Below are 19,198 nucleotides of genomic sequence, written 5' to 3'. Positions count from 1 at the left end.
TGAAGACGCCATAATTCCCCCGTAACGGCAGGAGCAGCGGGTTCCGGCCCGACAGATAACGAAGGATAGTTCCATGAAGATTGCCGATCTGGTCGATCATATCGCCACCACCACGGACACGAGCAAGACCGATACCCTCAAGGTGCTGGACGCCCTGATCGACACCATGACCGCCGCTGCCAAAGCGGGTGACGACATCACCCTGCCGAACTTCGGCAAGTTCAAGGTGAAAGAAGTCGCCGCCCGCGAAGGCCGCAACCCGGCCACGGGCGCGACCATCCAGATTGCGGCCTCGCGCAAGCTGGCCTTCACGCCTGCCAAGGCGCTCAAGGACAGCCTGAACGACTGACCTGCTGACAGGTGAAAGGCGGCGGACCTCGTCCGCCGCCCCTTCCCCATCACGCCAGTTTCTGATGATGACCGGCTTCATCCGACCTTCTCCATCAGCTTGCGCGCCCTTCCCTCCAGATCGAGGCGTGTGTCCTGATTGGTCTTCGTCCATGCCAGTGCGGTAATGCCCTGCACGAAATCGAACACGCTCTCGGGCTTGCGCCCTTCCTCGTGCAGCACCGTTTCGATGATCTTCGTGGTTTCCGGTTTCGAGAACCCGCGACGACGTAAGAACGTTTCACGATCATCATCGTTCTTCGCCACCAGAGCGCGACGTGAGGCCTGAATGCCCGAGATGAACGAGGTCGGACTGGCCGTGGCGAAACTCCGGAGCGCCGGCGTGGCTTGATGCACGAAACGCGAAGCGGCAAACTTGCTATGCCGGATGGTGATCTGTTCGAAATTTTCCACACCCCAGAGCATCCTGTTCTGGCACACTCCGCGCAGGTAGAAGGACGCAATGCCAAGACTTTTACTGCCGACTTCCGAATTCCAGGCGTAGAAGCCCCGGAAATAGAGATCAGGATCGCCATTGGGCAGGCGTCCCGCCTCGATCGGATGCGTATCGTCCACAAGGAACAGGAATACGTCGCGATCAGATGCGTAGAGCGTCGTGGTTTCCTTCGTGATGTCCACGTACGGATTATGGGTCATGGTCGCCCAGTCAATCACACCGGGCACCTTCCAGTTGGTATCGCCTGTGCCGTCGCCGGCGATCTTCCGCACGGCACCCACCAGTTCATGGTCCCAGATGCGGCCATAATCAGGACCGGTTACGGCGCGCAGCTCGACGCGCCCGTCTTCGGTTTCCAGTGTTTTCACCAGTTCGGCGCGGTGCGACAGCAGGCCGTGCTGCAGGTTGATCGCTGCCAGCGGGGCCGGAAGGTTACGCAGGTAGGACGACGGCGCGCCGACTAGGCTGCACATCTGGCCGAACGACCAGTGTGTGGGTGCGATCGGCTCATTCTGTCCCGGCACGGTCAGCGTCAGGCGTTCGGCATTGTCGCGGGACGCTTCCACGCGAATGGCGCGGCTTTCCACCGTGCGGGCCGTGGCCCGATCTGCCCGCGCCAAGGTCGCAGCATGCAGGTCGGACAGCGACAGATAGCGTTCGTCATCGGATCGCGAGAACCATTCGGACGATACTCGGGCATTGCGCTCCCCACGCGAAAGATCGATCCGGAAGCCACCGGACGCGGCGCCACGGGGTGCTGGGGGCAGGATGGTGGTCGTGGTCATGGAAAACTCTCCTCTATGCCGGTTATTCGGCACCAAAGGCGAAGCCGCCCTCTCCCTCTTTCCGGGGTGCCTGACATAAAAAAGCGGCTTCCGGGCATCGGAAGCCGCTGTCTCACAATCCCAAAACCCATCGTTTTATTCGGCGGCGATGGCCTCCACGTCTTCGCCCACCGTTGTCGTTTCAACCGACATTTGCTCCGCACCATTTGTCGTGCGCAACGCTTCGGGCAACCAGCCAGAACCATCGAGCAGCCGCTCGGCCTCGCGCGCCATGTCGGGCTTCTTCAGGTGGGCAATGCGGTCAGCCGCATCGTCACCGCGCGCTTCCCGCACCGCCTGCAGGATACGCGCCTTGGTCACCCGGCCGAGATAGTTCTCCACCGTCGGCTGCCAGCCCGCCGCCACCATGTCGAGGCTGAGGGCCAATGCCAGACGGTCTACCCGTTTGAGGCGTTCGGTCACGCTGCGCTGCGACACGGCCCCATACGAAGGCATACGCTCATAAAGCGCGTTAACCCCGAAAGACAGGCAGTGCGCCAGCAATGCCATGCGACTGGTGTCGTCCAGCCCGTCGATCCAGCGCCACAGTGCGTCCTCGTCCTCAGGCAGATCGTGCTTCCAGCCCTCGTTGCGCTGCCGTAGCCCATGGGCTGGAAGGCTGCCCGGCATATCCGGCGAATGGACGGGCAGCGGGATTTCCCGGACATAGGCTTCCAGGCAGTCAGCCCCCGGTGTCTGCCAGTAAACATCCCGCACAAGCGTGTGTAGGAATTCGGTCAGGGCAATGTGCGGATTGCTGGCAAACGCGTCCCGCAGCGCCAGCGTGCGCCAGGCCGTCAGTTCGGTCAGCAGCCGGTCAGGCAGTGGTTTGATCCCGTCTTCTTCCTCGGGTTCAACGTCGGGAGCGGTAGTATCGCCGGCATCGCTGCCATAACCAGCAATATGTTCATCCCGCCCATCATACGCGGCATGATCGTATCTATCGGCACCGCCGGCATCAGCATCGTCGGGCTCGGTCGGCATGTCCTCGGGCAACACGAACCCCCTCTCCACCTGCAATGTGCCATCGCTGGCGAGGCTGACGAAAGCCCCTGCCCGCGCCATGTCGGCAGGATCGAACGCCAGAGGCCGTTCCTCCAGGGCAAGGATCGCCTGTTCAATCCCGCCCAGCCGTGCATCGACCTCGTCAGGGTATTCATCGGCCTGAGCGTATTCTGCTTCTATGGTTTCCTGCTCGACACGCAGGGCTTCGAGACGGGCGGTTTCTTCATCAGAGAGTGGCACTTCCGTGCCATCAATTTCCGCGAACTGCCGTGTGTGCCCCCATGGAAACGACAGGGACGTTTCGACCCATTTCCAGCCCTCAGCGCGGATATCCTCAGCGGCTGTATGCAGTTTTTCCATGACCAGCCTGTCCAGAATGGCCGGATCCTGCAGCCAGCCACCATCATCGGCTTCGAACAGGTCGCGCATGATAGCACCACCTGCTGCGAGATAGGCGTTCAGCCCCACGAAACGGGCGCGTGCGTCCGAGGCCCGAACGGTCTTTTCGGTCAACATACGGCGGATGACATAGGGTTCGCGGTTATGGTTCTGAAATACGATCTCCCAGACCTGTTCCTGCCGCGCGTGGTCGTCGCTGATGGAAAAGGCCATCAACTGTTCCAGTCGCATGCCATCCTGCTCGTAGACCTCAAGCAGCTTGTCGGACACGGTCATCAGCCGCAGGCGCTGTTTGACAACAGCAGGTGTCACGAAGAACGCGGCGGCAATTTCATCTTCGGACATGCCCTTTTCCAGCATGTCGCGAAAGGCGCGAAACTGGTCCAGCGGATGCAGGGCCAGCCGCTGGACATTCTCGGCCAGGGAATCCTCCTCGGCGAGAATGGCCGATCCGGCCTCGCGCACGACGCAGGGCACGGGGGCGGTCTTCGCCAGTTTCTTCTGCTTCACCAGCAGTTCGAGCGCGCGAAAGCGCCGTCCGCCGGCAGGGACTTCGTAAGTGCCGGTCTCGGCCCCTTCGCCATCAAGCACGGGACGGACATTCAGGCTCTGCAGCAGCCCGCGACGCTCGATGTCGCGGGCCAGTTCCTCGATCGACAGGCCGGACTTTACCCGCCGCACGTTGGACTGCGACAGCACCAGCCGGTTGAACGGGATGTCGCGGGACGAACTCAGGCTGATTTTGGGAATAGCGGTCGCCATTGCGAAAAACTCCATGACGGGCGGATAGGAGACTCTCCCCTACCCTCTCAACCCGTCACGAAAATTCGCGCAGCCCTCTGTCTCTGACTGCTACACTCACGCCACCCCGCCCCCTATTATCGGCCGAAAAATTTCGGCAATGGAGGGGAGACGGAATGTCCGCTATAGGAAATATCAGAGAAAGCCAGAATAGTTTCTCTTCATGCTCATCTTCTTTATTAAACTCTCACTATATCATTTTGACTGTGGCTTTCACGAATAGACGCAGCAACATCCATGAAAATTTTTGTATTTCTATAGCGAGAATAGGTCTTCAATGAAGCAGCCAATACATTGCCAATTGATGTGATTCCAGAGTTTGTCAGTGACTCCATCATATCAGAGATAACTGTTCCGTTTACTAAATTAGGTATTGATTTCGCAAGGAAACGAGTGGAAAATGAACGACTTTCATCTACATACTCTTTCCATGTATTTGAGACTAAAGCCTTTTCTTTCAGTTCTCTAAACGCCAACTGTATTTCAACATTGAACTCTTGTATGAACTTTGCAGCGTCGTCCTCGCCAATATGTTTTTCATAATTTTCTATAGCAGTTAGAATAGCCGTTCGCATTGCACAAAAAATGCTATCTCTTTCACGAAGATCCAAAAGAATTTCATTGGTGAGCTTAGTTGGATCAAGAATGAAACCTGTTTCAAAAGGAAGGCTTTGGTAAATATATTCTAATTCTCGATATGTTAAATGACGATCAGAATTTTTACAAAATTCCTCATATTTAGAAATACTTTCATAATCCATTACTGGGATAACAACATCTGGCATAATTAAACTTGCCATTTTGTTTTCAGCATGCCCCCGGTATCCTTTGGCCGCCAATATTCCTTCAGGAACCGACAATTCATACTTCTTTTCAGAAGTATCCGTTAATCGATTTACAAATTCTTTAGGGCTAAGAGCTCCTTGCCACATCAGTTGCGAATCAAATTCTACGCCTTCCGCTTGTTCACTTTCAGATGATTTTGTCATTCCAATTTGTGCAGGAATTAATAATCCTTCTGCAATTAGGGATCTTACCGGTGCGAGTAAAGACAATCCCAACCCAGCAACACCACTATCAATTTGATTTTTCTGGGAAAATGTCTCCTCAAAAGGGTCCCAAAAAAATATCGCATCTGCAAACATCAACAAAGATCTAATTTTTTCTATATCTTTCAAGTTCATTATTAAAAAAATACCAGGATCATCTCTGCACTTTTCTCTCAATCCATTATCAATAGAAGCTGCAGAATTTAAATTACCTATGCTTTTATCTTCACCACCTATATTTTTATCTATCACTTCACCATAACGAACAGAAATGCTCTCTGTAGACCACTCACTGTAGAACCTTTGCAAGGTGGCATTCAAATCGGATATCAAATAGGTTTTGCCAGTATAATTTGCATCGATTGGGCACCCAACGGCCCCCTCAATCGCCCCGAGATAGGCTAGACCAATTTCTTTAAAGTGCTTTTTAAAGCTCATCGAACACATATCCCTTTTTATATATTAATAATTGGAATAAATTTATATTTAGATATTATCTGCAATCAAGTATCTGAAAAATACTGATTACCTCATGTTCGCTATGCAGGAAACGAACCGCTAGTCGGAATAACGATTTCCGCGTTACCGGCCACGATCTTCGTCGCTACGGATCCACGGATGCCAATCTCATACGCTGAAATGCTCACCCATAATTTTCCGAACAGGCTCTAAACTCCCGAAAACAGCCATCTATCATGTGGTGCGAGACCCGACTGATGCTGCGTTCCGACCTAATAGTAGAGATGCAAGGAAAAGAAATTCAAAAGTCCATATTGGCTGAGTCATCAATCATGTGGGCCCAGACCTCGATAAATTTCCCCATTTCTTCGTCGCTTTTCATCGCCTGCTGATATGTTCCATCCGTTGCGAGCGTGAGAACGCATGGGAATCCAGTTTCGAGGTATTGTCTTGCCGGCCCTCTACCCATTGACCACAGTTGGCTCAGGAAACGCTCTATTCGCGCATAGTCATTTTCCCAGTTCCTCACGTTATAAGTTCCAAACCGAAATTCGGAACGATTGTCGTTGTCCAATATTTTCAGAGGTACCGAGCCAACACGCGAGTGAAACTGAAAAGTCGAACCATCTTTTCCAAAGGATCCGTGTGCGACGTAGTTACGCAATTCAGTTCTCAAGTCCAAAATTTCATCATAAACTAACTTGTCATCAGAGACTGATAGGTCGAAAACTAATTTGCACTTTTCTCCAAATTCGCGTCGAAGCAAATCAGCGATTTCCTTTCCAGTCGTCAATTTACACATCAGGACCGCAATATGGACAAGAGCTTGCTCACACCAGCAGAAGAATGCATCTACAGCGGTTTCATGCAGCCAAACTGATTGCTTACGAAAGTCATAAGCAGGAAAAGAAATTGTAGTCCAATTTAAAGAGCCTTCTTCATCGTAGCCTTTTTCTACGACACGATTTTCTTTTTCGGATTCAAATTTTTCCAAGAGCATTTTACTTTGCTCTTTTAGGAAAACGTACTTCTCCCAAAGCTGAGGGCACTTTGATTCAAGGTTTAGGTTAGAAGTAGTGGACGCCTCTTTTGCTCGCCAAAGGTAGTAAGGTCTTGCAGCTTTAATTCCCCTCTTTACCGCTGCATAGACAGCCTCTGGATTACCACCTTCGGAACATTCAATTCGCATTCCAAACTTTGCGTATACAATGCTGTATTGTTGTCCTTCGAAATCAAGCTGGATAATGTATGCGACCTTCTCAAATGGGCCTAAATATTTGAAACCAAGAAGATCTACGAACAGAAAGAAAACGAGGTAGTAATCGTGGGAAGGTATTCCCCTAAACACGACCAGCTTTCCAGAACTGCGCGAAGGCACCTGCAACTTCTCTATAGGAGAGATTGCTCGTAGTGCGTTTTGGCGCGTCTCATCCAGTGAAAAACTACCCATAAGCCGATTTAAGATGATTTTTGTTTTTCTGGCAATCACAGGGAAATGGCAACTAGAGCGTTTTCTGCGCTGAATGAATCGGTTGGGATTCCAAAATTGGTGATGATCTGATTCAAGATGACAGCCGAGATAGGGGCCGGTTGTAGATGTCATCACGCACATTGTCTCTGGATCTCCACGAACGTGTTGTCACGGCTTTATCGAAGAGATCGACCGGAAGAAAGTTCCCGGTGAGCGGGTCGAACCTGTACTCATCGGTCATGCGATCATGCCATTCGAGGCACTCGGCGCCAGCGAAGGTGCAGTTGAGTTATACGGCCTGATGGTGACTGTAGCTCATGGTGCGCGGGGCTTCATTGAGATCAGTCGCTTAGCCAATGATGCCGGTGTAATTCATGCCATGACGATCCGTATCGCGCTTCTCGGAACGGTCATGAGTGCGCGCGCCGTTGCGTCGCTTAAGAAGACTCTATCGAAAAATGGCATCGGCGACGCCGTCCGGTGCGCCGCCATCAGACACCCCAAAACTGCTTCTAACAGCCCCGTCCGGCCAGAGTCTTCTGAATGACGTCTTTCGCGCATGGTTTTGCAACCGCCGCCGCCTTTGTTCTCGCGGTGACCACTCCACGCAGGTAAGACTTTCAGGGGTAATCAGAAGAAGGCCGAGTCATCACCCACCGCGTCTCTTCGTGCGTGTCGTCGAGGGCGACACCCTGCACCTGCAACGCAGCGCGTAGACGATCCGCTTCTTCATAATCTTTCCGACGACGCGCCGCATCACGTTGCGCCACCATATCCGCCACGACCGCATCATGTGTTGCATTGATCCCATGACGTCTGATTTCCAAACCGTCGTTCTCGAGGTCGAGGCCCAGCAGTGATAACGCGGCAACGAGTTCATGTCTCAACCGAGAGCGTTTCTCGCCGGGGTCAGTGTGGCGAAGTTTGCGGGCAATCCCGAAAAGCCCGCTGAGCGCCATCGGCGTATTGAGATCGTCTTCCAGGGCCAGGACAACAGGATTGTGGCTGATCGCCTCCACCGCATCCCCATCATCCGGCGCAACTGTGTCCGCCAGCAGACGCTTCAGACGTGAAAGCGCACGACCTGACCCTGTCAGAAGTTTATCTGACCAGTCTAGGGGCTGGCGGTAATGGGCGGACAGAAGAGCAAGGCGGATCGTCTGACCATCGTGGCGTTTCAGAAGATCGTGCGCGAGAACAACATTTCCGAGAGACTTCGACATTTTGCGCCCGTCAACGGTAACGAAGCCATTATGCACCCAAAAATCGCAATAAGCAGCACCGTTTCGCGCGCTCACACTCTGTGCGATCTCATTTTCATGATGCGGAAAAATCAGATCCTGACCGCCGCCATGAAGATCGATCGGCAGACCGAGACAATGCTCCGTCATTACGGAGCATTCAATATGCCATCCAGGCCGTCCCCGCCCCCACGGACTTTCCCAGCCCGGCGCGTCATCCGAGGACGGCTTCCATAGAACAAAATCGGCCGGGTCACGTTTGAACGGCGCAACCTCCACTCTCGCTCCCGCAATGACATCCTCGCGGCTCCGCCCCGACAGTCGGCCATAATCGGCGAAGGACGGGACGTGGAACAGAACATGTCCCGCCGCCTGATAGGCATGACCTGCTTCAAGTAACCGGTCGATCAGGGCGATGATGTCGGAGAGGTGCTCCGTCACACGCGGCTCGAAATCTGGCCGCAGAACACCGAGAGCCGCCATGTCAGCATGATAGGCACTGATAAACCGATCGGTGATCGCCCCGATCGGTTGCCCCGTGCGGACCGCCTCGGCGTTGATCTTATCGTCGACATCGGTGAAATTACGGGCGTACAGGACACATCCGTAGGAGTGTCGTAAAATACGATACAGCAGATCGAAAACTACAGCCGAACGCGCATTCCCAAGATGGGCGTAGTTATAGACGGTCGGTCCACAGACATACATCGTGACCCGGTTCGGATCACGCGGTACGAAAATCTGCTTGCTGCCAGACAGTGTGTTCGTGAGCCGCAGAGGGTGAGCATTCTTCTGGCCGTCGCCTGTCTGCGTCATGACGGATGATCTCCTTCTGAAGAATAAATCAGACGGTATGGACCTTCATGTCCATCACATACCGTCTTGGCTTCCAGGCTTCGCATGATGAAGTGGCCCCAGTCGGCACGCCAGACCGTCCATGTGCCGCAATCGCCCAAGGCATCCTCCCTGTACAAGGAGGTCAAAACACCCGTTCGTTCGTCATAGGTCACATTGAACAGGTAAGGCGTCGAAGACCACACATCCTGATCCCAACGTCGAAACATCAGTAACTCCGCAGGGACCGTGAATGATCGAGCGATGGGCGATTGAAGTGCGCGATCCGATTGTCACGGCCGCACCATCTTTCGAGTGGATGACAACACCATCCTGAATGTTCGATCCACTCCCGATCCGGATGGGCTCGACATGGCCATTTTCATCGGCTTCATCGGCACGAATAACGGCATAGGGGCCGATGAAGACATCGTCCTCGACAATCACATGACCGCAAAGGATCGCGGTCGGGTCGACAAAGGCGCTTTCAGAAACTACGGGGAAATCACCACGCGGATTGGGTCTCAGCATAGCCACGTTTCGTCTCCTTAAAGATCGGCCAGAATTTCGCCGGGCAGGTCATTCGACAGGGTTTCGCCCGGCTGATAGTGCATGACAGAGCGAATGGCCTCTCCCCGATGAAGAAGATCAAATGCCGTATTGATCCGGTCATGCGTCATGTTGTGGGTGATGTAGGGATCAACGCTGAACTTGCCCGCAAGCCATTCATCGACCATGCCGGGTAACTGCGAACGCCCTTTTACGCCCCCAAAAGCCGTGCCCCGCCAGACGCGCCCCGTGATCAACTGGAAAGGCCGCGTCGAGATTTCCTCGCCAGCCCCGGCAACACCTATGACCGTGCATTCACCCCAGCCTTTATGGCAACACTCAAGGGCCGCCCGCATGACATCGACGCGACCAATCGCCTCGAAGGAATAATCCACTCCGCCGCCCGTCATCTCGACGATCACCTTCTGGATCGGGTCGGTATGATCGGTCGGATTGACGAGATCGGTCGCACCCAGATTTCGGGCCAGCAGGAACTTCGCCGGATTGGTGTCGATGCCGATGATCCTTGAGGCACCGGCCATGACAGCCCCCTGAATGACGGCCATGCCGATCGCGCCGAGACCAAAGACAGCCACGGTCGAGCCCGCTTCCACCTTCGCGGCATTCCGCACGGCTCCCATACCTGTCGGGACGGCGCACCCCATGACGCTGGCTTTGGCAAGCGGCGCATCTTTGGTGATCTTCGCCACGGCAATTTCCGGAAGCACGGTGTATTCGCTGAACGTGCTGGTGCCCATGTAATGAAAGATCTGGCGGCCCTTGTATGAAAAACGGCTGGTGCCGTCGGGCATCAGCCCAAGCGCCTGTGTCTCGCGGATGGTTGAGCAGAGATTGGTCTTGCCCGAGCGGATCATCGGGCAGTTCGGGTCTTCGGGAATATAGAGCGGAATGACATGATCACCTGGGGCAACTGAGGTGACGCCTTTGCCGACATCCTCGACAATACCCACCCCTTCATGGCCGAGAATACACGGAAAGCGTCCTTCCGGATCATGCCCCGACAGGGTGAACATATCTGTATGACACAGGCTCGTCGTCACGATACGAACCAGCACCTCGCCGTCTTTCGGACCTTCGAGATCAACCAGATCGATCTCAAGCGGCATGTTAGGTTCCCACGCAATAGCAGCTCGGGTTTTCATGAAAATAGTCCTCAATAATGATGTATGATTACTCGTTCAGGCCGGCTCAAGACTTTCCGACTGGCGACGCCAGACCGGAAAAGGATCGGGGAGGCGTGCGTAGCGTGACGGCTCGAAAGGGGTATCTCCGAGATCCGGCACAAGACAGGCATCAAGGTCCCGGCGCAGTCCTGCTTCATCCATCTCCGCCGTGCCGATGAAGACGATTTCCTGCCGCCGGTCGCCATAGACGGAATCCCAGTTCCCCAGAACGAAATCCCGCCACTGATCGCTGTCCGGCCACTGGTTTTTCGGAATCGCGGCCCACCACAACCCCATCGCTTCGCTCCGCACAAGGGCTCCGGCCTGACTCATTTCGCCTACCCAGTCCGGGCGCGTGGCCAGCCAGAAATGACCTTTGGCGCGCACGACACCCGGCCAGTTCCGGTCAAGAAAGGCCTGGAATTTTGCGGGCTCGAACGGACGCCGTGCCCGGTAGACGAAATTGCGAATGCCATATTCGTCCGTTTCAGGAACATGATTGGCAAACCCGTAAAGTTCCTTGAACCACAACGGATGCTGGTGCGCCTTGTCGTAATCGAAACGCCCGGTATTCAGGATCCGTTCAACAGGAACCCGCCCCATATCGGTCTCGATAATATCGGCGTCTGAATTCAGCGCACGAATGATCTTCCGCGCCGCGTCCACCTGATCCGGCGTGGCGGTAGAGACCTTGTTGATCACCACGACATCGGCAAACTCGATCTGCTGGACGAGCAGATCGACCAGTGCGCGCTCGTCGTCCTCCCCGGCTGTTTCGCCCCGATCCTTCAGGAAGTCACTGGAGGAATAGTCGCACAGGAGATTGACTGCGTCCACGACCGTCACCATCGTATCGAGCCGTGCGATATCGCTCAGGCTGACGTCATTCTCGTCACGGAATTCGAACGTCGCCGCGACGGGCAGCGGCTCAGCGATGCCCGTGGATTCAATGAGCAGATAATCGAATTTCTTTTCCTCCGCGAGCCGCCGCACTTCCTGCAACAGATCATCGCGCAGCGTGCAGCAAATGCAGCCATTGGTCATTTCGACCAGCTTCTCATCGGTGCGCGACAGATTGCTGCCGCCCTCGCGCACCAGATCGGCGTCGATATTGACCTCGCTCATGTCATTTACGATGACCGCGACCTTATAGCCCTGCCGGTTATTCAGCACATGATTGAGCAGGGTCGTCTTGCCCGCGCCCAGAAAGCCGGACAGCACGGTGACGGGAAGTCTGTTGTCCATAGGTGTTTCTCCTCTAGAGCTGCGTCGGGTTCGGGGCGTCGCCATAGACGGCGACCGGATCGAAGGTTTTGTGCGTTTCGCAAAAGACGAGTTCAGCCAGTGACGCCGAAATGACTTCATCAGCAGGGAGATCGACACGCCGGTAAAAACAGCTTCGATAACCCACATGGCAGTTCGCTCCTGTGCCCGCGGTGCGCACGCGCAACCAGACCGCGTCCTGATCGTCGTCGATCCGCATTTCGATGACATGCTGGATCAGCCCGCTCGTACCCCCTTTCCGCCAGAGGCACTGGCGACTTCGGCTCCAGTAATGCGCCTCGCGGGTTTCGATGGTGCGGGCGAGCGCCTCGGCGTTCATGACGCCGACCATCATCACATCCCCACTCTCTGCGTCCGTCGTGACCACGGTCAGCAGTCCCCTGACGTCGAAACGCGGGGCGAGATCGGTTCCTTCCTCGACCTGCTCGATAGAGACACGAGGTTGGAACGCTGTTGATGCAGAAGGGAGAGCTTCGCCCATCATAGGCCCCCTATTCCCGCCATGGCGAAGAACTGGCGACGCAAGGATTCCGACGTCTCGAACTCGCCCAGCAGGCGGCTGGTGACCATGCTCACGCCCGGTTTGTGTACGCCACGTGTGGTCATGCACTGGTGCGCCGCGTCGATCACGACCGCGACGCCGCGCGGCTGAAGGACGCTCTGGATCGTGTCGGCGATCTGGGCCGTCAGTTTTTCCTGAATCTGGAGACGATGGGCGAAGACGTCCACGAGACGCGCCAGCTTGCTGATACCGACCACCCGCCTGTCGGGCAGGTAAGCCACATGCGCCTTGCCGATCAGCGGAATGATATGATGTTCACAATGGGATTCCAGCCGGATGTTACGCAGCACCACCATTTCGTTATAGTTTCCGGTCTCTTCGAAGGTCCGCTCCAGAAGGGCGACCGGATCGTCCTGATATCCCTCGAAAAACTCCTCATAGGCCCGCACCACACGGTCAGGCGTGCCGACAAGCCCCTCACGATCGGGATCGTCACCGGTCCAGGCGAGCAGAGTCCGCACCGCCTCTTCCGCCTGAGCCCGTGTCGGTCGCGCCCGCACTTTCCGGGGCGTTTCAATCAGTGCGTCCATTCAGCCCTCATACCGCCATTGACTATGTTATGTTATAATATAACATTATGGACATCATCCACTTCCCGTCAAGCTCCGGAGCCATGCCTATTTCCACACAGCCTCATCCAACGGCGGAAATCTCACGTTTCTCATCGCCAAAACCAGAATCTCCAGTCTTCAACGATCAGGGTCATCCCGGTGCCATGTTGTTCATGGAGAGCTGGCCCGCGCCAAAGATCGATACGCCAGAAGACGCCGCCTTAGCCTGTCCCGCACCGCATGTGGTTGCGTGTGCTCACGCGGCCGTCGTGATGGATCTGCAACGGCCCGATGTCGATATGGTCGTATGGGGCCGCAGGGTTCCGATGGCATGGGAGATATCCCTCACAGAGTGGTCGAGTTCCTCATCTCCCCTCACTCTCTTCGGCACGCCTTCGGAGATCGCGGATTGCCTTGCGACCCCGGCTGTGCGTCAGGATTGGCCTCCCGTCATTCTGACTGATGTCAGGGATCTGTCCTCTCTGTTCGGTGCTCTGACGGGCGGCGTCCGGCAGCACATCCGACTGATGACGCCCCCCAGTGGTGAGGCTACGTTCGAGTTGCCCCCCGATGTACTCAGGCTGATCTGCGGCTATGGGCGCACCGGGGCGGAGTGGTGCGGCAGTCAGGACCCGAAGAGCGGCATTGTCAGTGCCCTGTTGCCTTTCGCCGTTGCGTTTATCAAGGGGGCAGCTGAAGGCGAACCTGGCTGCCTCCATCGTCTCCCGGCCAGTGTCCCAAACGGCGCGATGCCGGGGCCAATCCTTGTGATGGATACGGTTTCCCGATGACAGAACGTGTCACGCAGCCTTCTCGCGGCGTCCCACAGGTTTCCTATGCCCCGAATGGCCGGATCACCTCTTTGCTGAGTGACGTGCTCGACGCGCTGACGGAAACAGACTTCCCGTTGTCAGCTTACGATATCCTCCGGTGTGTCAGTCATCCGGATCGCCGCCGAGTTGCCCCACCTACAATTTATCGAGCCCTGGAAAAGCTGATCGCTGACGGACTCGTCGGGCGGCTCGAAAGTCGAAATGCCTTCGTGCGGATACGGACAGGCGATCCGTCGCGCCTCATCTACTGTATCTGCGACCGATGTGGCGCCGCACAGGCGGTGGAAACCACCTCATCGTGCCAGCAGATCGACAGCGCAGCCGAAACCCTTGGATTCCAGGTCAGGCACCGGGTGATGGAAGTACAGGGCGTCTGCAAGCAGTGCAGTACCTGTCCTTCTTTCTCGTCCGCGTTGCAACGCCCCCAACAGAACGATCTTCCGACACGCGCCCCCAAATGAGCCGCTGCCCTCTCATCGCCCTTCTTCGTCAAGGTTCTCCCATGTCATCGACCACCATCGCTTCCCGTTCCGCATCACATTCTCCAAAGGACGTTCTCGCCCGGCGTGTGGACGGCGCTCTCTCCGACCTTTCGGCAATCATGTCAGGCGACCGACCTTCTGAGCCTGTTTTCCGGTCGGACGCCGATGCGCTTTCCCTGATCCGGCATGACACCGCCCATGTTCTGGCGCAGGCCGTCAGCGAACTCTTTCCCGGCACCGCCCTTGCGACAGGACCTGCCACGGAGCAGGGATTTTTCTATGACTTCGCTGTTGAGCGCCCTTTCACGGATGATGATCTCGTGCGGATCGAAGCCCGTATGCACGAGATTGTCGATCGGGACGAAGCGATCATCCGGGAAGAATGGACGCGTGAGAGCGCACTTGCCTGGTGTCAGGAGAACCGACAGCCCTACAAGGCGGAGATCATCCGGTCCCTACCTGCTGATGCTATCCTGAACTTTTACCGACAGGGCAACTTCGTCGATCTCTGCCGGGGGCCACATCTCGCTAGCACCGAGCAGATCGGACACGCCTTTCGGCTTCTCGGCACAGCCGGTGCCTACTGGAAAGGTGACCGGCACAATCCGATGCTACAGCGGATTCATGGCACGGCCTGTCGTGATGCGGACGAACTTGCGGCGTGGGAGCAGCGCCAGGAAGAAGCGGCACGCCGTGATCATCGCCGTCTCGGGCGTGAGATGGATCTGTTCCATTTCCAGCCTGAAGCACCGGGAGCAGTATTCTGGCATCCAAACGGCTGGACACTGTTCCAGGCGCTTCTTGCTTATTTACGCGCGCGCCAGCAGGACGAGAACTATGTAGAGATCAATACGCCCGACATTATGGATCTGTCTCTCTGGCAGGCTTCCGGCCACTGGGAAAAATTCGGGGAGAACATGTTCACCACCGAAACCGAAGGCCGCACCTATGCTCTCAAACCTATGAATTGCCCCGGTGGGGTGCAGGTTTTCCGTCATGGCCTGAAGAGTTATCGTGACCTGCCCCTGCGGATGGCTGAATTCGGCAAGGTCCACCGCTTCGAACCGTCAGGGGCGCTGCATGGCCTCATGCGCGTGCGGGCATTTACGCAGGATGACGCGCATATTTTCTGCACGCCGGAGCAGATGGAAGCTGAGACGCAGCGGATCTGCCATCTCGTGCTTTCGATCTATAAAGATTTTGGCTTCAACGATGTCCGTATCAAATTCTCCGACCGGCCCGAAAAACGTGTCGGATCGGACGAGATCTGGGATCGCTCAGAGGACGCGTTACGGCGCGGGGTCGAAGCTTCGGGCCTTTCCTACACGCGCAATCCGGGGGAAGGCGCCTTTTACGGCCCCAAGCTGGAATTCGTACTGCGTGATGCAATCGGACGAGACTGGCAGTGCGGTACCGTGCAGGTCGATCTCAATCTGCCTCAGCGTCTGGACGCGCATTATGTCGGCGCGGATGGGGACAAGCATCCGCCCGTCATGCTGCACCGCGCCCTGTTCGGTTCGCTGGAACGTTTCATCGGCATTCTCCTTGAACACCATGCCGGCCATCTGCCCTTCTGGCTCGCTCCCGTTCAGGTCGTTGTGGCGACAATCACCGCCGCCGCAGACGAGTACGCGGACGATCTGATCAAAGCACTCCGCCAGCGTGGCGTCCGCGTGGTACCCGATCTGCGTAACGAGAAAATTGCCTATAAGATCCGTGAACACAGTCTCGCGAAAGTACCCGTACTGCTGATCGTCGGGAAGAAAGAAGCGCAGGCGGGAACCGTCTCCATCCGGGAGTATGGAAACCCGGATGCACCAACAATAGCTATGGAAACGGCCATCAACCTGCTGGCTGACGCCTCCCGCTCCCGCCTGCTCCAGGTCTTTGGCACATGAGAGGACTAGGCGCTGCTCTCGCGGATCTCTGGTATCTGAGCCGCCCCTATTTCACCTCGGATGAACGAAAGTCTGCGTGGGGTTTGCTTGGCGTCGTACTGGGGCTGACCCTTCTGCTCGTGGGAGCGGATGTGCTGCAATCGTTTTCGCGGAATATTTTCTATACCGCGCTGCAGCAGCGAGACGTCACATCCTTCCTGCGTGGTCTGTTCTGGTTCGTTCGCACCCCGACGATGCTGATCCCCGGCTTCTTCATCATCGCCGTTCCTACCCTGCTGGCGGCGGTGTACGCCACCTACCTGCAACAATTGCTGCAACTGCGCTGGCGGCGCTGGCTCACACATCGTATGGTCAGTCAGTGGCTTGACCAGAACGTCGCTTTCCGGATTGCCATAGAGGAAACCGGTCTGACCGCTGTTGGCGATAATCCCGATCAGCGCATCCAGGAAGATATCGACGGTTTCGTGCGCGACACCTTGGCACAGTTCCTCGACATCGTGTCACGGCTTGTCACTTTGTTCAGCTATGTCGGCCTACTCTGGGTGCTGTCAGGTGCGATCTCGATATTCGGCGTGCGTATCCCAGGCTATTTCCTGTGGATCGCCCTTCTTTATTCTCTCTTTGCGTCGGCCGTCACGCATCTGACGGGTCGTCGCCTGATTCCACTGCGGATCGCCCAGCAGAAAGCGGAAGCCGACTTCCGGTACAGTCTGGTTCATATCCGCGATCACGCGGCCAGCATCGCTCTCAGTGATGGGGCCAATCATGAGAAGCGTCTTCTGATCGGGAAATTCGACGTCATCTACGACAACTTCCTCGGGATTATGAAACGCGCCAAATGGCTTGGATTCCTGACGGATGGTCTGGGAACATTATCAGGAAATTTTGCTCTTCTCGTCGGATCAATCCGCTATTTCGCTGGCAAGATCACCTTCGGTACGCTGATGCAGCTTGTGCAGGCTTTTTCCCGCGTCGAGGACGCACTCGGATGGATCTGGTCCTCCTACGCGTCACTTACTGAGTGGCGGGCCAATGTCACTCGTCTGGCTACTTTCCAGCGCACGATGGATCGTGCGTCCGTCGGCATCGGGAAAACCACGCGCGACATTACGCCGACCGTGTGCGACATTGTGACTGATAATCTGGATATATACCGTCCGGATGATTCGGTGCTTCTGTCGTCGGTAAACATAACATTGCCCAAAGGACATGATATTGTCCTGTTAGGGCCATCAGGTCTCGGAAAATCGACTCTTTTACGCACGCTCGCCGGTGTCTGGCCGTTCACCAGCGGCACAATACGACTGCCTGCGGAGGAGATGATGTTCGTTCCGCAAAGCCCATACCTTCCTCTTGGAACCCTGCGCGCCACCCTATGCTATCCCCGCTCCCCCGAGACCGTTTCCGATGATCGTCTTTGCTCCGTCCTCGCGCAGGTCGGCCTGTCGGCCCTGATCGATGATCGGGATACCGAGGCCAGATGGGCTGAACGGCTGTCGCCGGGAGAGCAGCAACGTCTGATGTTTGGTCGCGTCCTGCTGAACCAGCCGGCATGGGTGTTTCTGGATGAATCGACATCGAATCTTGATGCCGCTTCTGAAAACCAGCTCTATGACCTCCTGCGCGACCATATCCCGTCAGTAACGATTGTGTCCGTCACGCATCGGATCACGCTACAGGAACGCCATCCTGTGACGATTGATCTTCAGGTTTTCGCTCCATCACAGTGAGCGGCGGCGCGCGCGTCGTCATTTCCTCTTTCCGGCTTTCCGCCATCATTCCTATGACGAAAATGCTTGCACCCCTCTCCTCACACCGATATATGAATACATGCTCATGTGTTTGGGAATAACGATGCTGACTGCTGATCATGCCACTGAACTCGGAGAAATGTTCCGCCTCCTTGGCGATCCGAACCGCTTGCGGATTGTCGCATCATGCCTCTCTCAGCCCATGAGCGTTGGAGATATTGCGGACACGCTGGACCTCAGTCCTTCATTGACGTCGCATCATCTCCGTCTGCTCCGCAGTGCGCGTCTGCTCAAAGGCACACGTCACGGCAAGCAGGTGTTCTATGACCTGCCGGACTGTCATGTCCGGCAGATGCTGACCAACATGATCGAACACGTCACTGAACCGCATGACGTGGACGAAGCCATTACCGAAGGAGAAGACCCATGAGCGTTACCGTTGAATCCGTAAAATGTGCCTGCCCAGACTGCGTGTGCGTGGTCAGCGTCAACAACGGCGTCGAGAAAGATGGTCGCATCTATTGTGACGAAGCCTGCGCGACGCATCACAAGGATGGAGCCGGATGCCACCATGCCGGATGCGCCTGTCACGGCTGATCTGGGCTGTTCCTGCTGCCTCCGGGGTCAGCAGGAATATCTACACCTGCGTCGTCGAACAGAATGCTGACGACACGTGAGTTCTCAGCATAATAGCTTCCCGATGACACTGCCTCTTGCACCAACCGGAGTCATCGTCCCTCCCCCGTATCGGCATTCATCCAGACAGCAAAAAAGAGAGGATTCCCGGTGCCACGGCACCTTAGGGAAGTCCTCTTTTCGCGGATGTATCTGGGATGATCCCGGCAGCAGCCTGCCGTATGGTTCGACATGGTGAGATCGGTTACCTGCCGAAGTCGTTCCCGGTGCTACAGCCGCTCAAAATCACGCGATCGTGAAGCTGTGATTTCGCGGGCCGTTTACGCCCCACTACGACTCCCGTTTGCATCCTATACGCATCCTGCGCGTGGAGCAGAACGCAGAAAGCCCGCTCTGCGAGCGGGCTAACGACTTGATTTTATTTGGTAATTCTGGTTGCGGGGGCAGGATTTGAACCTGCGGCCTTCAGGTTATGAGCCTGACGAGCTACCGGGCTGCTCCACCCCGCGGTTGAGAGAGTGCTGATTTTGTTTTGGCTTAG

18 protein-coding genes and 1 tRNA gene are annotated in these 19,198 nt (G+C 56.0%); 8 read left to right on the top strand and 11 right to left on the bottom strand.

The genetic code is table 11. The features are described from left to right. Window positions 1-55 precede the first annotated feature (55 nt). Window positions 56-349 (top strand): HU family DNA-binding protein, encoded by a 294-nt coding sequence (locus GOB83_RS13205; protein WP_165926413.1) that lies wholly within the window; start codon window positions 56-58, stop codon window positions 347-349. Window positions 350-426: 77 nt separating this feature from the next. On the opposite strand, the gene GOB83_RS13200 is transcribed toward GOB83_RS13205, so the two are convergent. From GOB83_RS13200 to GOB83_RS13185, 4 genes are all read right to left on the bottom strand, one after another. Next, window positions 427-1,629 carry a DUF932 domain-containing protein gene (locus GOB83_RS13200; RefSeq protein ID WP_165926401.1) on the bottom strand — a complete coding sequence of 401 codons (1,203 nt, stop codon included), beginning with the start codon at window positions 1,627-1,629 and terminating at the stop codon, window positions 427-429. A gap of 135 nt (window positions 1,630-1,764) precedes the next feature. Then, window positions 1,765-3,834, bottom strand: coding sequence for a ParB/RepB/Spo0J family partition protein (locus GOB83_RS13195; RefSeq protein WP_035353826.1), 2,070 nt, complete (start codon window positions 3,832-3,834; stop codon window positions 1,765-1,767). 218 nt (window positions 3,835-4,052) lie between these two features. After that, complete coding sequence (locus tag GOB83_RS13190; RefSeq protein ID WP_035353823.1) at window positions 4,053-5,360, bottom strand: hypothetical protein; 1,308 nt, start codon at window positions 5,358-5,360, stop codon at window positions 4,053-4,055. A 322-nt stretch (window positions 5,361-5,682) separates the two neighbouring features. Next, a complete protein-coding gene (locus GOB83_RS13185; protein ID WP_153468924.1) occupies window positions 5,683-6,987 on the bottom strand; it encodes a hypothetical protein in 1,305 nt (434 codons plus the stop codon). 112 nt (window positions 6,988-7,099) lie between these two features. On the opposite strand from GOB83_RS13185, the gene GOB83_RS13180 reads away from it, so the two are divergent. Then, window positions 7,100-7,399 (top strand): hypothetical protein, encoded by a 300-nt coding sequence (locus tag GOB83_RS13180; protein ID WP_035351135.1) that lies wholly within the window; start codon window positions 7,100-7,102, stop codon window positions 7,397-7,399. 73 nt (window positions 7,400-7,472) lie between these two features. Here GOB83_RS13180 and cysS read toward each other — a convergent pair whose 3' ends face one another. The 6 genes from cysS to folE form a co-directional block, all read right to left on the bottom strand. Then, the gene (cysS, locus tag GOB83_RS13175; protein WP_149279798.1) at window positions 7,473-8,909 is read right to left on the bottom strand and encodes a cysteine--tRNA ligase; all 1,437 of its coding nucleotides are present in this window, start codon (window positions 8,907-8,909) and stop codon (window positions 7,473-7,475) included. Window positions 8,910-9,092: 183 nt separating this feature from the next. After that, the gene (locus GOB83_RS13170; RefSeq protein ID WP_308445982.1) at window positions 9,093-9,464 is read right to left on the bottom strand and encodes an LbetaH domain-containing protein; all 372 of its coding nucleotides are present in this window, start codon (window positions 9,462-9,464) and stop codon (window positions 9,093-9,095) included. An 11-nt stretch (window positions 9,465-9,475) separates the two neighbouring features. Beyond that, entirely contained in the window at window positions 9,476-10,639 is a 1,164-nt protein-coding gene (locus GOB83_RS13165; protein ID WP_165926400.1) for an S-(hydroxymethyl)glutathione dehydrogenase/class III alcohol dehydrogenase, read from the bottom strand. A gap of 36 nt (window positions 10,640-10,675) precedes the next feature. Next, window positions 10,676-11,905 (bottom strand): zinc metallochaperone GTPase ZigA, encoded by a 1,230-nt coding sequence (zigA, locus tag GOB83_RS13160; protein ID WP_165926399.1) that lies wholly within the window; start codon window positions 11,903-11,905, stop codon window positions 10,676-10,678. A gap of 13 nt (window positions 11,906-11,918) precedes the next feature. Then, window positions 11,919-12,428 (bottom strand): phosphoribosyl-AMP cyclohydrolase, encoded by a 510-nt coding sequence (gene hisI / locus GOB83_RS13155; protein WP_165926398.1) that lies wholly within the window; start codon window positions 12,426-12,428, stop codon window positions 11,919-11,921. Continuing rightward, on the bottom strand, window positions 12,425-13,036 hold the full coding sequence (gene folE, locus GOB83_RS13150; RefSeq protein WP_165926397.1) for a GTP cyclohydrolase I FolE: 612 nt from the start codon (window positions 13,034-13,036) through the stop codon (window positions 12,425-12,427). Before folE ends, hisI begins: the two co-directional genes overlap by 4 nt. An 83-nt stretch (window positions 13,037-13,119) precedes the next feature. Here folE and GOB83_RS13145 point away from each other — a divergent pair, with 83 nt between their 5' ends. From GOB83_RS13145 to GOB83_RS13120, 6 genes are all read left to right on the top strand, one after another. Continuing rightward, complete coding sequence (locus GOB83_RS13145) at window positions 13,120-13,848, top strand: DUF1826 domain-containing protein (protein ID WP_165926396.1); 729 nt, start codon at window positions 13,120-13,122, stop codon at window positions 13,846-13,848. After that, entirely contained in the window at window positions 13,845-14,351 is a 507-nt protein-coding gene (locus GOB83_RS13140; RefSeq protein ID WP_165926395.1) for a Fur family transcriptional regulator, read from the top strand. The genes GOB83_RS13145 and GOB83_RS13140 overlap by 4 nt, the downstream gene beginning before the upstream one ends. Beyond that, entirely contained in the window at window positions 14,348-16,270 is a 1,923-nt protein-coding gene (gene thrS, locus GOB83_RS13135) for a threonine--tRNA ligase (protein ID WP_165926412.1), read from the top strand. The genes GOB83_RS13140 and thrS overlap by 4 nt, the downstream gene beginning before the upstream one ends. Further along, complete coding sequence (locus GOB83_RS13130) at window positions 16,267-18,000, top strand: ABC transporter ATP-binding protein/permease (RefSeq protein WP_006115577.1); 1,734 nt, start codon at window positions 16,267-16,269, stop codon at window positions 17,998-18,000. The genes thrS and GOB83_RS13130 overlap by 4 nt, the downstream gene beginning before the upstream one ends. A 124-nt stretch (window positions 18,001-18,124) precedes the next feature. Then, entirely contained in the window at window positions 18,125-18,451 is a 327-nt protein-coding gene (locus tag GOB83_RS13125) for an ArsR/SmtB family transcription factor (protein WP_228391382.1), read from the top strand. After that, window positions 18,448-18,618 carry a metallothionein gene (locus GOB83_RS13120; RefSeq protein WP_075624995.1) on the top strand — a complete coding sequence of 57 codons (171 nt, stop codon included), beginning with the start codon at window positions 18,448-18,450 and terminating at the stop codon, window positions 18,616-18,618. Before GOB83_RS13125 ends, GOB83_RS13120 begins: the two co-directional genes overlap by 4 nt. A gap of 471 nt (window positions 18,619-19,089) precedes the next feature. Here GOB83_RS13120 and GOB83_RS13115 read toward each other — a convergent pair. After that, a tRNA-Met gene (locus tag GOB83_RS13115) sits at window positions 19,090-19,166 on the bottom strand. Window positions 19,167-19,198 lie beyond the last annotated feature (32 nt).

Origin of the sequence: Acetobacter fabarum (assembly GCF_011516925.1) — a bacterium.
Classification (GTDB): domain Bacteria; phylum Pseudomonadota; class Alphaproteobacteria; order Acetobacterales; family Acetobacteraceae; genus Acetobacter; species Acetobacter fabarum.
Note: the sequence above shows the minus strand (reverse complement) of the source record. Positions and strands in the feature narration are given on the sequence as shown.